Source organism: Confluentibacter lentus (assembly GCF_002806995.1).
Taxonomy (GTDB): Bacteria; Bacteroidota; Bacteroidia; order Flavobacteriales; family Flavobacteriaceae; genus Confluentibacter; species Confluentibacter lentus.
The window spans coordinates 382,509-396,351 of record NZ_NIHE01000002.1; the positions used below are offsets into that span (position 1 = coordinate 382,509).

A 13,843-nucleotide genomic window follows, 5' to 3' on the forward strand; every position below is an offset into this window, starting at 1 on the left:
TTATTTTAAAGACGTTTAAAAATTGGGCTAACATATTAATATTTATTAATTTAGCAACATTAAATACACGGCATATTACTAACAAATATGGTTCAACAAGTAACAAAAGGCATAAAAATTTCGGTGGAAACTACCTTCGAAGGCTCGTTTTATAAAAACTATAAAATACAGTACGCTTTTGGTTATACCGTAACTATTGAAAACCAAAGTAAAGATTCCGTTCAGCTTAATGCCCGTCATTGGGAAATTTTAGATGCCCTAAACAATGTAGAAATTGTTTCTGGTGAAGGCGTTATTGGTAAAAAACCAGTTTTAAAACCTGGCGAATCGCACACCTACACGTCTGGTTGTTTGCTAACCTCTCCTTTTGGTGCCATGTCTGGACATTACAGTATGATTAACTTTACAACTGCTAAAAATTTTAAAGTTAATATCCCTACATTTAAGTTAAGCGCTCCTTTTGCTATAAACTAACGTCATTGCGAGGAGTGAGCGACGAAGCAAACTGCTGAATTTTATTGAGAATTTTGGCGTTACCCTATCGGGTCGGGCTTTTTGCTATATCTTTTCATTGTGATTCCCGCTTTCGCAGGAATCACAATGAAAAGGATGCCGCTGCAATCCCTAACGCGAATACAGAGCAAACCAATTATCTTAGTTATAAAATGAGGAATAGAATTTCCCATTATACAGAATTATTTGTGAGATAATGATTATATTTATCAACATATAACTAGTTATGCAACATTAAAAACTACCATTGAAATCAAAAACTAATTGTATAATTGGACTTTCCCTCTTTGTAATAAGCTATTGGATATTTACAAAAGGAAATGAGTTTGCTCACAATCAAAAACCAATTGATTTTGCTCATTGGTTAAACTTGATTGGAGCAGTATTACTTTTAAATTTTAATAAAATATTTCCAAAAAACAGAATCGGAAAAATCGCTACAACATTAACAATTTTAGGAGTAATAGCATTTATTGGACTAAATACAATTGACTTCATTTCGTGGAGTTTCGGAAATAACAACGAAGGTCGAAATGAGTTCTACAATAGATTGGCAAACACACCTGCAATTGCTTTTCCTTTTGTTTATGTCGGCCCTTCTTTACTATTTCTAGGACTTTCGATTCACGCAATGAATTATTTAAAATCTAATTTAATTGGTTTTTTACTAACAATATTTGGAGCAGTTTTTATGGGATTAGGCTATTTTCTTTTTAGCAATTTAGTTTATACCGCATTGGGAGTTACGATTTTTGCTTTAGGCTTAATACTAATATTGAATAAATTAAATGGAAGAGAAAATAATAACGTTGCATAACACCGTGTAAAAAACATTGCTTATTTTAGTTAAACAGTTTGGTCGTTGCACTTTTGCCCGCTCTGATTTTCCTGCGGAAAATCCTCGCTCTCAAACACGCAACGTTCCTTACACAAAAACGTTACCTGCAAGCTGAAAAAAAACAGAAAATATGAAAACCAGAAACATTACATTAACAATATTAGCGATTCTCACATCATTCGGAATCGGTTTTTACATCAACACTATTTTTGCACAACAACACAAAATGGATAACCAATCACTTATAATTATGAATAAAGAAGAAGAAAACAATATGAAATTAGGCGCATTCTCTATTAGTCTAAATGTTAAGAATCTTGAAACATCAAAGCAGTTTTATGAAAATTTAGGGTTTAAGGTTTTTGCAGGTAGCATGAAACAGAATTACCTAATATTGAAAAATGAAAACGCACTTATCGGAATATTCCAAGGAATGTTTGAAGGTAACATTTTGACGTTTAATCCAGGATGGGATGAAAATGCCAATAACATAGAAAAATTTGATGATGTTAGAGAAATTCAGCAACTGCTAAAAAATACAGGAATTAAATTAATGAGCGAGGCAGATGAAAAAACTTCCGGACCTGCCAGTATTATGCTGACTGACCCAGATGGAAATACGATTTTAATTGACCAACATCGTTAAAAAGATTCAACCGAAAAAAGCCAGCAGGTAACAAAGAACTGAGCTAAAAAACAAATCTTTTTAAGCCATTTTTGAAACAAAGTTTTCATTATATACCATTCCCGATTTAGCAATTGCAAAGGCCTGTTTTAACAGTTTATTGCAAACCGCCAACAAAGCCAACTTTTTACTTTTTCCTTGTGACACAATGCTTATATAAAAAATTGCTAGTTTTAGCTGGCACAAAGTTGATTGCTTGTTTGCTGGGTTTCGATTTTAGATGTCAAAAATCCAATAAAAATTATTATTAGACCCTCTCAAACCTAAAAACCGCCTCACCCTGCTTCACATGAAAAAATTTGCAGTTTGAATAATGCACAAATTCAAAAGGTTTATGGTAATTAAATGCAGAATCATCAACTACATATTCAGCATCCACATCTACGTTTCCATGCGGTGAAATGCGTCTAAATCTGTAATGTGAGTTACTAGACGTTTCATGAAGTTCAAACCAAGCACCAGCAGCAATACCAGATAACCACTGGGCGTTTTCATGTAAATCAGCAATTGGTTTTGGCTCTAAGGTTCCTATAAAATTGGGCTGATGGTTTTCTAATTTATCTAAAAAACAACGCATGTTTTCTCTTTTTTGAGAGCCTGTATATTTAGAAATCACCCCTTTTTCTGAAACTTCAAACGCATGTGCTTCCGTATTTGCCAACAACACATTGCCAACGGTGCTGGGCGTAAACCAATTGGAGGTCTCCAATTTCTTTTTAATTTTTAAATCCGTTACTGAAGCAATTAATGTATCGGTTACAAATCGGGCACAATTACAGGCATCCTTTATAAAGGCGGCGTATCTAATAAAATGTTGCTCTTGCATTTGGGTGATGTGGGTTCTCGCTTTTTGGTAATCTATGGCGTTACAAACAGAAGCTACTAATTTTCCATCGCCATGCGTTAATTTGGGGTGCGTTCCTAAAAACTCTAAAATCTCGTTCAAGTTTTCAATGTTCCCATCTTTTATTTTCGCTGTTAACGGAAAATCTAATTCATTATCGGTATCTTTTCCTCTAACTCTTCCGTGAGGTTCAGAGGTGATATATCTGCCAAAATCATGGTATTCTAAAAGCCCAGTTTCTTTATTTATCAACACCAATGCAGCATGACCCGCCATTAAATAATTCTTTTTTCCAACACCCAAAAATCGTAAATAAGGAGAAAACCATTCGTTTGAAACCATGACAATCGTTTCGGGATACGCCAACGTTAAAATGATTCCCGTATTAGTCATTGACGGTTTGCGGAAGGTTAAAAATAGTATCCGTTACCATTTCATTTTGAAGATTTTCGTAATGCATTTTCAGGCTATCGTTGGTCTTTTCCACTTGTGTGATACTAGTCGTTTTAACAAAGCCTCGGTTCATAATAACACCATAATCCTCATTTCCTGCTCCAGCCGTTTTATGAAATTGTAAAAGCGTGTCGGATTTTAATTTGTTTTCAGATTTAAAGGTATTGAACCATTGCAACCGCTCGTTCCGCATCGTTTCAGAATATAAAGTTGCAGACGACCAAATTCGCGGTTCTAAGGGCAATTCCTTAACATGTTTTTGTTCGCCATCCCAAACTAGCTCAAAGAAGCGAAGCGCATCATTCCAGTCAGCTATAACCATCGTAAACGGTTCGATATTAGTAAGTTTATAGGTTTGGATAGTGGTTTCTATAGCTTCAGAAACCATAAAATCCTTCGCAACAACGCCTCTGCTTAATCTATAACTGGACTGCCTTTTATGAGACACAAAACCGCCGTTCAATACACATACCAATCTATTTTTTTCGCTTATCCCAATCCATGTACCTCCAGATAGATCATCTTTTGGATATAACATCTTAACCTCTTCAATAGAATAGAAATAGGGTGGTAAAGAGGTTCTACTAGGGTCTTCATCTCTATTGGACGTTATCACAAAATTGTTTTTACCTTTCGGAATGATGGTAACTGTACACATAACCTATCTAGTCTTAAAATACCTAGCCAACTTACAAAAAATAAATAAATTTTAACTAGGTTTTAATAAGCTTCACCCCAAAAAATCCTTAGATAATTCGTAAATTTGTGGCTTATTCACTGAAAATTCAATAACAAAAAATCGATTATCATGGGAAAAGGCTTTTTTAATGTACCAATTGCTTATAACGAACCTGTAAAAACGTATGCTCCTGGAAGTCCTGAGCGCGATGCGGTTCTTAAAGCATACAAAAATATGTTCAACAGTAAAATTGATGTGCCTTTATACATTAACGGAAAACATGTGAGTACAGGAAATACTAAAACCATGTCACCGCCACACGACCATAAACATATTGTAGGCACCTACCATCTTGCTGAAAAATCGCATGTTGAAGCTGCTATTTCGACGGCTTTAGAAGCCAGAAAAACATGGTCGCAAATGCCTTGGGAACAACGCGCGGCTATCTTTTTAAAAGCTGCTGAATTAGTCGCTGGTCCTTATAGAGCCAAAATCAATGCCGCTACCATGATAGCGCAGTCTAAAACCATACATCAAGCTGAGATTGATGCTGCTTGTGAATTTGTTGACTTTTTAAGATACAATGTACAATTCATGGCGGACATCTACGCCGAGCAACCTGAAAGCACCAACGACGTTTGGAACCGATTGGAATATCGCCCGCTTGAAGGTTTTACGTATGCTGTAACGCCTTTTAATTTTACGGCTATTGCGGGTAATTTACCATCGTGTATGGCATTAATGGGCAATGTGGTGGTTTGGAAACCAAGTGATAGCCAAATATATTCCGCCAAAGTGATTATGGACGTTTTTGAAGAAGCAGGTGTTCCTGCCGGCGTTATTAATGTGGTTTTCGGAGACCCTGTAATGATAACAAATACCGTTTTATCCAGTCCAGATTTCTCTGGCTTACACTTTACGGGATCCACGTTTATTTTTAAAGAACTTTGGAAACAAATTGGAAACAACATCCATAATTACAAAACATACCCAAGAATTGTTGGCGAAACCGGTGGTAAAGATTTCGTTATAGCCCACAAAAGTGCAAATGTAAAACAAGTTACTACCGCTATTGTACGTGGTGCTTTCGAATTTCAAGGTCAGAAATGCAGTGCTGCCTCAAGAGCCTATATACCTAAAAGTTTATGGACAGATGTAAAAAAACAGCTGATTGCAGATGTAAAATCCTTAAAAATGGGTTCTCCTGAGGATATGGGCAATTTTATTACGGCAGTTATCCATGAAGGATCTTTTGATAAGCTTGTGAAATATATTGAACAAGCTAAAAAAGATGCCGATGCAGAGATTATCATTGGTGGTAATTACGATAAAAGCAAAGGTTATTTTATTGAACCAACCGTTATTGTAACGACCAATCCGAAATACGAAACCATGCGCACCGAACTTTTCGGACCGGTCATTACCATTTACATTTATGAAGATAAGGCGTTTTCAGAAACCTTAAAACTCGTTGATGAAACCAGCGACTATGCGTTAACCGGTGCTGTTTTAGCTACTGACAGATATGCCATTACCGAAGCAACAACAGCCTTACAAAATAGTGCGGGGAATTTTTATATCAACGACAAACCTACTGGTGCCGTTGTTGGTCAGCAACCATTTGGTGGTGCTAGAGCATCAGGAACTAACGACAAGGCAGGCAGTGCCCAAAACCTATTGCGTTGGGTATCGCCACGATTAATTAAAGAAACGTTTATAACACCAACAGATTATAGGTATCCGTTTTTAGGATAATACAATAACTTTTTTAATTAAAAAAACACAGCATGACTGAGTAGAATTGGTCATGCTTTTTTATTTATTTTTTTGCAGTAATAAATATATTCCGTTATTAAATTCTTATGAGTTGTTATAATGCAATGGTCAAATATTTTTTGAAATTTTTTGAAATTAAACTTGGTATATAAAACTTGGCTATAATAACAATCTTCTTCTAAAAGGTCGTAAGCATTTTGAATAATATCCATTCCCTTTTCTTTACTAAAAAAAGTAAATGGTATAGACGAAATGACCGCATTTATTGGTGCTTTAACATGTTTTTTTAGATTCTCGGCGCCATCGTTGATAATTACCAAACGCTCATCCTGAATGGTTTCCCTAACATACTCGCAAAAATCTTCATTCACTTCAAATGAGTATAAAATGGAAGAATCAGACATGGTACTGAGTATTTCTCTAGTAATGTTGCCGTGTCCCGTACCAAATTCAACAATAATTTTATTGGGTTCTTTGGAAATATGCTTGCATATATTTACCTCTACATATCTACTTGTTTCCGATATAGCTCCAGTAACCATAAGGTTTTTAGCAAAAGCAAAAGATGTCTTTAGTTTTTGATTCATTTGTGTATGTCTTTACTTAACAAAGTTAAAGCTATTTAAAGTTAAAATCCCAAGATACAGAAAATGAATAAATCCAAAAATAAGATCTGGGATTAAAACTAATTTCCTGATGGGATACCCCCGCTAGAAACCCCCAATAATTTATATTATTCTTAGATGAAAAATAATATCCCAAGTTAAATTTTTGTGATTGCAGGTTGACAATAACATCTTCATTACCTTCAAAACCTAAACGATAGAAAATATCTGGGGAAAATCCCATTCCCGCTTCCATACTAAAGTAATTATTGGCATCTTGTCGGTACTTGCGGTACATTAAAGTTCCTGACATACTCGCTTTTGGCTCACCAGGCGTGACATAAGGTCTGAACGAAAAATAACTATTTCCAGTGTACCACCCGATAGAACCTGTGTATATGTTAGTTTGCTCACTATATTTTAAAGATCTAAATCCTAAAGATACTTCAAATCCTTTCGGGAGCGATTTATACAATTCGGCACCGTAACGTATTTCTGGATATAGGTATGAATTCGATACCCCAAAATTAAGATATGCATATAACCCTTGCGAGATAGTTGGGTACATATCTACCTCGACCTGAGAACCCGTAGAACCAAACCGCTCACTAAAGTTAAATCTACCATGAATACTGCCGTACTTGGTTCTCCTCACATATTTAAGTGAGTAATATTTCATGGGATCGAATACTTCAGAATACAAGTCGACTGCTGTTATTAAGCCAATAATATTATGTCTCAAATCGTTTAGCAACGATTGCTTAAATGCAATTGCTTTTTCATTATTAGGATTGTTAACTAAAATCTTATCAATAATAATAAGTGCTTGTTCTTTATTATTTGTGGCGCTTTGGGCACTTGCCTGTAAATACAAAAGCGTTTCGTTTTCGGGAAAATATCCGAATGCTTTTTCGACCATTTTTATGGCATTATAAGGTGCCTCTCTATACAATTCATTATTGATTGCTGATTCCCAAGTATCCAAACGTTCAGGGCTTTTCTCTAAAACATAGTTAAATTCCTCAGCTGCCTTTTTATACTCCCCATCCCAAGAATACGTACTTCCTAAAAATGACCGTACATCATGGTAATTTGGATATTTGGTTAAAATAAACCTAAGCGTATCTTGCGCCTGTTGCCTTTTGGAATTGAATGCTAAATTTCTTGCCACTTCAAAAGAAGTATCAGGGTCTCCCTTAAACTCGGTTTCTTGCCCAATGGCATAAGTACTGAGTAATACAACTATTATTAAAATGTGTTTTCTCATGCGCAGGACTTTAGTTCAAGCTATTTTTAAAAGCCAGAAATTCTGAATTATTTGGATGGACATCAACTATACTATCCATTATTTTTTTTGCCAGGTTTTCATTCCCGATACGCTTATATGCCTGAGCCATCTTTAAACTAACGGATGGGTTGATTATCTCATTTTTTAACGCCTCAGAATAAATTGCTACCGATTTACTTTCTTGATTAGACCACCAGTAAACATCCAACAATGCCATATAGGCATCATCATAATAGGGCGAACGTTTTATGGCATCCAATAGTTCTACTCTTGCTTTATCATAATCGCCTTGCCAACCCAAACTTCTGCCTTTTAATATGCGTGCGTCTGTATAGTTTGGGTATTCGTTAAGAATAAAATCACAAAGCAATCTAGATGTTTCATATTGTTTTTTAAATGATAATTCCCTTGCAATTTCTAAAACCTCATCAAATGTTTTATTTTTGGCAAACTTATTTATGGTGTTTATTTCTTGTTCTGAGAACTCTTTTTTAGGAGTTACATAAATATTTAATGAATCTGGAAATATTTTATTCCTTTGGGTGACATAGGCATTTAATTTTTTAAACGCCATCAAGGAATCTAAAATCGTTTTATTTATATCTTCCTCTACAACACTATAGGTACCAAAATCACTTTTAATTTTATAAAGTTCTCCATCTGAATAAAAGTAATCTTTATAGATTACCTCATTCAAACTTCCTTTATAACGCATTAACGGAATCATTTTTGAATTCCTAAATTGCTTAACCGTATCAAGCCCTGTTCCCACCCAAGAGGTTTTTTCTGGAGATTTGAACTTGAAATTATTTGACAAATAACTCACCAAAGTTGGCGTAACATCCCAATGGGAGGACACCGCTTTAAAGCGTTCTGCCTTTTTAAGCATGGGACTATAAACCAAAAAGGGCACATGGAAACGACAAAGCTTGTCTTTTTGAGCAATAGGTATTAACCTATGGTCTCCTGTAATTACAAAAATGGTGTTTTCATATTCTGGCCTTTTAGAATAGGCATCCATAAATTCTTTTATGGCATTGTCTGTATAGATCAAACATCCAAAAACATCTTTATTATTTAGTATGGTATTCTTTATGTCTTCAGATTTAATTGAGTTTTCCATAAGCTCTTTTACCTTAGACCTATACAATTCCTTATCTGGGTACTCAAATGGTTCATGGGTAGAAAGCGTCATTATAATATCCAACCTTGGTTGCTTTTCCGCATTCATTGTTGTTAATGCTTTTCTAAATATTTCATGGTCAGGATACCCCCAAGAAAAACCACCATCATCTGTTCTTGTTTTTGTGTAGCTTGGACCATATTTGCTTTCATCAATAAGTTGGTCAATACCATTATATTCCAAAAAATTTATTTTTCTGTCAAAATTTGAAGGACACCCAGAATAATAAGATGTATTATACTCATTTGCTTTCAACAAGCTTATTAGAGATACATGCGATGGTGTTTTTGATAGCTCTAAAAAACCTTTTTCCCCATAGGGCAAAGACCCTAATAAAGCTGGAAGTATGCCAAAAGAACGACCAGTTGTGCTGACAAAATTTTCCCAATACAACGATTTATTAATTAATGAATCTAAGTAAGGTGTAAAGCCACTGTAAATATCATTATCAACAAACTCGCCACCTAAGCCTTCAACCACTAAAAAAACGATGTTTGGCTTAGCTTCATTTTTATTCAAGAAAGGCGATAATACATCTGGGATTTCAGATGATGCTCTTAAAAGTGGAAAATCTTCTCTATTGTAAAGATTTACCAAACCTAAAGCACGTTGCTCTCTTTTAAATTTTATAATGTCATACGTTAAAAAAGCCAATTTATTTTTATATATATCATTGGACAATTTAGGCAAGACGAGCTTTAAAACTCCAAACAGGAGAACAGATGCCATTAAAATAAATAATACCGGTTTTTGCACATACTTTTTTAAAGTTACATACGAAACCAACAGTAATGCTGGAAAAATGATGAATGGTAAAAAATAAAATATGGTAACCGATTCTGAAGTTGAAACGGTACTGGATACATCATCAAAAGAATACCCTAGCAAATCTGCCCCAAGATTTAGTAATGTTGTTAAACTATATTTTATTAATGAAAACTGGCCTAGAACCAAAACGATAAATAAAGTCATAACAACATTTAAGGCTAGTTTTTCTTTAAAATTATTTATTAAAAAAAACAATGGGAAAATAATTATGCCTATTACAATGCCACACCAAAAATCATTTATAAACTTTAAAAATAATGTTAATAAAAATGATCCCTGACTTGTTTGGGTATTAATAACCTCATAAACACTTAAAACCCAAAATGCAATTATTAATGCAAATGTTAGTTTGATGTAATTATTAAAATGTTCCGTTTTTAAATTAATCTTCATTTCTTTACATATTATCTAGTTATTTACCAATCCCTTTCTAACCATATTGCCCCACTTTTTTTTCTTATTAAAGTAATAATCGTAGTTACCACGAATTGCTGCATAAAGCACAAAGGGATGAAGTAAAAAAGGCTCTATGGCGCTCAACAATACTAGTTTAAAACCTGTACCCTTCTTTTTATATTGGTGAAAAGTAAGTTCCTCTGAATACAGTGCAACAATTGAAAAAACAACTGAAAATAAATAGGCAAGTAGAAAAAATGATATGGCAAAATCCCACCGTACCTCTTGCAACACGATAAGTATCATAAAATAAACTAAGCCAATGGCTTCAAAAATAGGTGCAAGACGTTCAAAAATTAACCAATATGGATAACTTACTAAACCAAACCATCCATATTTTGGGTTAAAACCTATCTTACGATGTTTTCTTAAGGTTTCAATAGTTCCTCGGGTCCAACGGTTTCTTTGTGAAATAAATACTTTATAAGTATCGGGTGCTTCTGTCCAACATAAGGGATCTGGTATATACGATACTTTATACTTTTCTCCTTTTTCTTCCATGTACCTGCGCATACGCACAATGATCTCCATGTCTTCTCCAACCGTGTTGGTATCGTACCCGCCGACAGCAATAGCAATTTCCTTATCGAAAATCCCAAAAGCTCCAGAGATTACCAGTAGACCGTTTAACCTGCTCCAGGCCATACGCCCTAACAAAAAGGCTCTTAAATATTCTAGAATTTGTGATTGTACCAATAAGTTTTTAGGTAAATTAACATCTATAAGCTTGCCTCCTCTTATTTCACAAGAATTGGCAATTCTTATCACGCCTCCTGCTGCAATTACCTTGGAATCCGTAACCTCTAAAAATGGTTTTATCATTTTTTGAAGGGCATCTTCTAGCAATAAGCAGTCCACATCGATACAAGCTACATACTTACTAGTACTTATGTTAAGTCCCATGTTTAAGGCATCTGCCTTTCCTCCATTCTCTTTATCAACTACCATAAGTTTTTCAAATGCAGGATTTTTAGATTTAAAAATACCTTCCCTCAATGGTTTAGTTGTTATTTTTTCGTTTACTATATAATGTACTTTTTCTAAATCATAAGCTTTAATAAGTCGTTCCAAACTATCGTCTTTACTGCCGTCGTTAACAATAACCACGTTGTAGTTTACATAGTGGTTAGACAATAAAGACCTTACATTTTCAACGATATTCAAGCTTTCATTATATGCTGGTGCTATTATGGTTATAGAAGGAGACATCTTAGACGACAATATATCTTTGTAATTAACAAAGCTTCTCTTTTTTATATATTCTATGGTTTCTTTACTGGAGATGAAGGACAGAATAATATAGGAAATAATAGCGGCAAAAGCATACCCAAAAAATAAGTAATGAAGTATTTGTAATATTATTTTAACCGAACTTGTATCCATTTTATAACATCTTTACAGCTTTGACCATGGCTAAGCTTTTATTATTATTTGACGATTTTGTAAAACCAATATATTTATCAAAATTAATTTCTTTCAAAATTTTAAGTGCCAATAATTGAATTTCAAAATTCTTATGGAATAGATATGCTTCAACAAAAGGTTCGTCATCTGGCACAACGAGTTTTTCAAGTAACTTGAAGAAACTTATCTGTTCTTCTAAACTTAGGTCATTAAAGTTTGTTTTAAGCATTTCTTTTGCTTCTATACCATATAAATGGGCCAGTACATCAATAGTCTCAATCCTTATTTCCTTATTTTCATGAGCTAATAAATCCATTAATGTTTCCTTAACTTCAAACTGATTATAGATTTGCGCCAATTTAAGAGCAAATAGTACGACCGAATTGTTTTCAGACTTCAACCAAGGACGTATGTCACATATTTCCTGATTATCAAACCTTTGTAACGTTTCTAGCAATTGTATCTGAATCCATTCAGAAAGAGGCGCTTTCAAATTATCTAAAAAAGATAGTCCTTCAAAAAGAAACAAATTAACCATATAAAGATGGGTTTCGCTTCTCACTTCGCTTTTAGGGTGATTAATAAATGGCGCTATCACATGACTTGCTTCATCAATTCCAAAACGTCTCAATTCGCTTATCCCCTTTCCAATGATGTTCCATTTTTTGCTTTTTAATCTTTCAAAAGCATAATAAATAAGTCCGGTTTCATAGTAAAACGTCTTAATAGAATCAGACATCTCTCCTGAAACTTCATTCATTAAATTATATAAAACCGAAACTATTATTTTTCGTTTGGAAGGGGTTTTTATACTGTCCTTTATTCTATTGATAATCAATTTTTGGGAATCTGTAAGTTTACCAGATTCGTCTCCTGAATACAAGTATTCTACCAAAAGTGCTTCATATTCACTTTTAAATTTTGCTGTTTCATTACTCTTTTTTCTTAGAGAAAGCCTAATGAATTTGAGATAAACAGCTAGAACAATTATTGATATAGCTAATAACGCACTAACCCACCATACCCATTTAATTAGATGAGGGGTATTACTATAATAATCGTAGATATACTGATAATCAACCATTGGGGCAAAATTAATTTCAGATAAAAATTAAACTAACTGATGGCTAAGTTCCTATTAGCCGCTTTATTCTTATAACTAACTCATTTGGACTAAATGGTTTTCCCATAAAGTCGTTTGCTCCTAAATTAAAAGCCTTAAGTACCATTTCTTCTTGTCCTGCAGAGGAAAAAACAATAATAGGAGTACTTAAATTTAGTTTATTTCTTAAATGGCTTATAACTTCAAGACCACTTACAAAAGGCATCATGATATCTGATAGAATTAGGTCTGGACTCTGACTTTCTATAAGCTCTAAAGCTTCTTTACCATCTGTAGCAACAAATAATTCATAGCCTTCTTTTTCCAACCTGAACTTGAGGAGCAATGAAAGCGTGGAGTTGTCTTCGGCTAAAACTATTTTCTTTTTATTCATTTCCCATTGAATTAAGTTCTGACAGTATTTCTTTTTTTACTTCCTTAAAAGTGTTCAAGACTACATTTACTGTTTCTTCGATGCTTTCTAGATTTACTTCATTCCTAAAACTATTTTCTAGTTCTACTATGGTAGACTCCAAACTATAAATACCAAACATGCTAATATTGGGCTTAATCTTATGGGTAGCATCGTAAAGTTCTTGCCAGTTTTTGTTGGGAAGTTCCTTATCTATAATGGCAATGTAATCATCAACCATATCAATAAATAAATGCATGATTTCCTTTTCTATGGGCACATTGCCAAATGTATTTTCCCTTAATGAAGTTAAGTCTATGTAATTATAAGTCGTTTTCACCATAGCTAGGCTTTAATCGTATTATTTGGGGTTTAAAGTGGTGCAATATAAAAAATTAAATCGATAAAATGCATAAAAAACAAGATAAAATGCAAATTAATATATTTAACGTATAATTATTACTACTTTTATTTGATGCTAACTAAAAAAGTTTATGAAAAATGAAGAGAATTGTACCAAAAGAGTTGACTTAAATAAAAACATTTTTATTATTTGTAATAAGAAAAAGTAAGATTATTTTATTGAACCAACCCTTATTGTTCCTAAAGATTCAAAAGAAAGAACCTTGTTTAAGAAGCTTTTGAAGCAGTTCTTACGATTTATATTTATTAAAGGGGGGATTTCAAACACTCCAAAACGAGTGGGTAAAACTAATGGAAGGTTTTAGTAAAACTGTTTTGGCAACCGATACAGATGCCTTAGCCCAATTAACAACT

General features: G+C 33.8%; 13 protein-coding genes and 1 pseudogene. 4 read left to right on the forward strand and 10 right to left on the reverse strand.

What is annotated here, in order from left to right:
* Window positions 1-87: 87 nt before the first annotated feature.
* The 3 genes from apaG to CDH50_RS05610 all read left to right on the forward strand — a co-directional run bounded on the left by apaG (window position 88) and on the right by CDH50_RS05610 (window position 1,997).
* On the forward strand, window positions 88-474 hold the full coding sequence (apaG, locus tag CDH50_RS05600; protein ID WP_100610988.1) for a Co2+/Mg2+ efflux protein ApaG: 387 nt from the start codon (window positions 88-90) through the stop codon (window positions 472-474).
* Between the two features lie 286 nt (window positions 475-760).
* Complete coding sequence (locus CDH50_RS05605) at window positions 761-1,330, forward strand: hypothetical protein (RefSeq protein ID WP_100610990.1); 570 nt, start codon at window positions 761-763, stop codon at window positions 1,328-1,330.
* 295 nt (window positions 1,331-1,625) lie between these two features.
* Entirely contained in the window at window positions 1,626-1,997 is a 372-nt protein-coding gene (locus CDH50_RS05610) for a VOC family protein (protein ID WP_100611267.1), read from the forward strand.
* A gap of 60 nt (window positions 1,998-2,057) precedes the next feature.
* Here CDH50_RS05610 and CDH50_RS15240 read toward each other — a convergent pair.
* The 3 genes and pseudogenes from CDH50_RS15240 to CDH50_RS05625 all read right to left on the reverse strand — a co-directional run.
* A pseudogene (locus CDH50_RS15240) lies at window positions 2,058-2,174 on the reverse strand (IS110 family transposase); the annotation flags it as partial.
* Between the two features lie 109 nt (window positions 2,175-2,283).
* On the reverse strand, window positions 2,284-3,273 hold the full coding sequence (locus CDH50_RS05620) for a DUF6695 family protein (RefSeq protein ID WP_100610991.1): 990 nt from the start codon (window positions 3,271-3,273) through the stop codon (window positions 2,284-2,286).
* The gene (locus CDH50_RS05625; protein ID WP_100610993.1) at window positions 3,266-3,991 is read right to left on the reverse strand and encodes an NRDE family protein; all 726 of its coding nucleotides are present in this window, start codon (window positions 3,989-3,991) and stop codon (window positions 3,266-3,268) included. The genes CDH50_RS05620 and CDH50_RS05625 overlap by 8 nt, the downstream gene beginning before the upstream one ends.
* A gap of 150 nt (window positions 3,992-4,141) precedes the next feature.
* Between CDH50_RS05625 and pruA the strand changes: the two genes are divergently transcribed.
* Window positions 4,142-5,767, forward strand: a complete 1,626-nt coding sequence (pruA, locus tag CDH50_RS05630; protein ID WP_100610995.1) for an L-glutamate gamma-semialdehyde dehydrogenase — start codon at window positions 4,142-4,144, stop codon at window positions 5,765-5,767.
* A 50-nt stretch (window positions 5,768-5,817) separates the two neighbouring features.
* On the opposite strand, the gene CDH50_RS05635 is transcribed toward pruA, so the two are convergent.
* Genes CDH50_RS05635 through CDH50_RS05665 form a run of 7 tightly spaced genes read right to left on the reverse strand, consistent with a single transcriptional unit; the run spans window position 5,818 to window position 13,409 of the window.
* On the reverse strand, window positions 5,818-6,375 hold the full coding sequence (locus CDH50_RS05635; RefSeq protein WP_100610997.1) for a class I SAM-dependent methyltransferase: 558 nt from the start codon (window positions 6,373-6,375) through the stop codon (window positions 5,818-5,820).
* A gap of 31 nt (window positions 6,376-6,406) precedes the next feature.
* A complete protein-coding gene (locus tag CDH50_RS05640) occupies window positions 6,407-7,660 on the reverse strand; it encodes a YaiO family outer membrane beta-barrel protein (protein WP_100610999.1) in 1,254 nt (417 codons plus the stop codon).
* 10 nt (window positions 7,661-7,670) lie between these two features.
* Window positions 7,671-10,085, reverse strand: coding sequence for a sulfatase-like hydrolase/transferase (locus CDH50_RS05645; RefSeq protein ID WP_100611001.1), 2,415 nt, complete (start codon window positions 10,083-10,085; stop codon window positions 7,671-7,673).
* A 15-nt stretch (window positions 10,086-10,100) separates the two neighbouring features.
* Window positions 10,101-11,531: a glycosyltransferase family 2 protein gene (locus tag CDH50_RS05650; protein WP_100611003.1), complete on the reverse strand. Its 1,431-nt coding sequence runs from the start codon at window positions 11,529-11,531 to the stop codon at window positions 10,101-10,103.
* A 1-nt stretch (window position 11,532) separates the two neighbouring features.
* The gene (locus CDH50_RS05655; RefSeq protein WP_100611005.1) at window positions 11,533-12,636 is read right to left on the reverse strand and encodes a HEAT repeat domain-containing protein; all 1,104 of its coding nucleotides are present in this window, start codon (window positions 12,634-12,636) and stop codon (window positions 11,533-11,535) included.
* Between the two features lie 43 nt (window positions 12,637-12,679).
* Complete coding sequence (locus CDH50_RS05660; RefSeq protein ID WP_100611007.1) at window positions 12,680-13,048, reverse strand: response regulator transcription factor; 369 nt, start codon at window positions 13,046-13,048, stop codon at window positions 12,680-12,682.
* Window positions 13,041-13,409 (reverse strand): Hpt domain-containing protein, encoded by a 369-nt coding sequence (locus tag CDH50_RS05665; protein ID WP_100611009.1) that lies wholly within the window; start codon window positions 13,407-13,409, stop codon window positions 13,041-13,043. Before CDH50_RS05665 ends, CDH50_RS05660 begins: the two co-directional genes overlap by 8 nt.
* Between the last annotated feature and the right edge of the window lie 434 nt (window positions 13,410-13,843).

Excerpts from the sequence above, each read along its gene's own strand:
- apaG (WP_100610988.1), top strand. The coding sequence starts at position 88 with ATGGTTCAACAAGTAACAAAAGGCATAAAAATTTCGGTGGAAACTACC.
- CDH50_RS05610 (WP_100611267.1), top strand. The coding sequence starts at position 1,626 with ATGAAATTAGGCGCATTCTCTATTAGTCTAAATGTTAAGAATCTTGAA.
- CDH50_RS05620 (WP_100610991.1), bottom strand. The coding sequence starts at position 3,273 with ATGACTAATACGGGAATCATTTTAACGTTGGCGTATCCCGAAACGATT.
- CDH50_RS05625 (WP_100610993.1), bottom strand. The coding sequence starts at position 3,991 with ATGTGTACAGTTACCATCATTCCGAAAGGTAAAAACAATTTTGTGATA.
- pruA (WP_100610995.1), top strand. The coding sequence starts at position 4,142 with ATGGGAAAAGGCTTTTTTAATGTACCAATTGCTTATAACGAACCTGTA.
- CDH50_RS05635 (WP_100610997.1), bottom strand. The coding sequence starts at position 6,375 with ATGAATCAAAAACTAAAGACATCTTTTGCTTTTGCTAAAAACCTTATG.
- CDH50_RS05640 (WP_100610999.1), bottom strand. The coding sequence starts at position 7,660 with ATGAGAAAACACATTTTAATAATAGTTGTATTACTCAGTACTTATGCC.
- CDH50_RS05645 (WP_100611001.1), bottom strand. The coding sequence starts at position 10,085 with ATGAAGATTAATTTAAAAACGGAACATTTTAATAATTACATCAAACTA.
- CDH50_RS05650 (WP_100611003.1), bottom strand. The coding sequence starts at position 11,531 with ATGGATACAAGTTCGGTTAAAATAATATTACAAATACTTCATTACTTA.
- CDH50_RS05655 (WP_100611005.1), bottom strand. The coding sequence starts at position 12,636 with ATGGTTGATTATCAGTATATCTACGATTATTATAGTAATACCCCTCAT.
- CDH50_RS05660 (WP_100611007.1), bottom strand. The coding sequence starts at position 13,048 with ATGAATAAAAAGAAAATAGTTTTAGCCGAAGACAACTCCACGCTTTCA.
- CDH50_RS05665 (WP_100611009.1), bottom strand. The coding sequence starts at position 13,409 with ATGGTGAAAACGACTTATAATTACATAGACTTAACTTCATTAAGGGAA.